The organism is Escherichia sp. E2661 (assembly GCF_004745185.1).
GTDB lineage: Bacteria > Pseudomonadota > Gammaproteobacteria > Enterobacterales > Enterobacteriaceae > Escherichia.
Genome location: NZ_PDIG01000064.1, coordinates 1 through 787, shown reverse-complemented (window position 1 = coordinate 787; position 787 = coordinate 1). Strand labels below are relative to the sequence as shown.

Annotated in this window: 2 pseudogenes; one reads left to right on the top strand and one right to left on the bottom strand. The window is 50.7% G+C overall.

Annotated features, from left to right (window positions below):
• Window positions 1-185, top strand: a pseudogene (locus CRI63_RS23635) (penicillin binding protein PBP4B); the annotation flags it as partial.
• Between the two features lie 240 nt (window positions 186-425).
• On the opposite strand, the pseudogene CRI63_RS23630 reads toward CRI63_RS23635, so the two are convergent.
• A pseudogene (locus tag CRI63_RS23630) lies at window positions 426-599 on the bottom strand (Dyp-type peroxidase domain-containing protein); the annotation flags it as partial.
• Window positions 600-787 lie beyond the last annotated feature (188 nt).

The window sequence follows — 787 nt, the reverse complement described above, 5'->3', positions numbered from 1 at the left end:
TGGACAGGGACGGTAACCGTTATCGATCCGGTCAATCATATGGCGATTGTGATGTTAAGCAACAAGCCCCATTCGCCAGTGCTCGTCCACAAAAAAATCCCAATATGTTCGAAAGCGGTCAGTTACCGATTGCAACTTATGGTTGGGTAGTTGATCAGGTGTATGCGGCGTTGAAGCAAAAGTAATAAAAAGGCCAGTCAGTTGTGTTACTGGCTGACCTGCGACTGCTGACAAACGCAAAACTGCCTGATGCGCTACGCTTATCAGGCCTACGCGGCCCCTGCAATGTATTGAATTCGCACGATTTGTAGGCCGGATAAGGCGTTCACGCCGCATCCGGCGTGTACAACGCGCACTTTATCAACAATCTGAAGGCCAGTCAGTAAGTGCTATTGGCTGGCCTTTAATCATCGAATCAGAAACGCTTACAGCGCCATCAGCTTGTCCAGCGACGGCGCGAAGTAATAGCCGCCGGTTACCGGTTTGGTGAAACGCAACATCGCATCACGCTTACCATCGGTATCACCAAACATGCTCAGCAATTGCTGCTCAATGTTATGCAGACGCGCACAGTAGGCGCAGAAGTACAGACCGTGAGTGCAGCATCGATCGATGTACAGCTACGTACGTCTGAGCATCGATCGATGTACAGCTACGTACGTCTGAGCATCGACGATGTACAGCTACGTACGTCTGAGCATCGATCGATGACAGTACGACGTCTGACATCGATCGATGTACAGCTACGTACGTCTGAGGCATCGATCGATGACAGCTCGTACGTCGA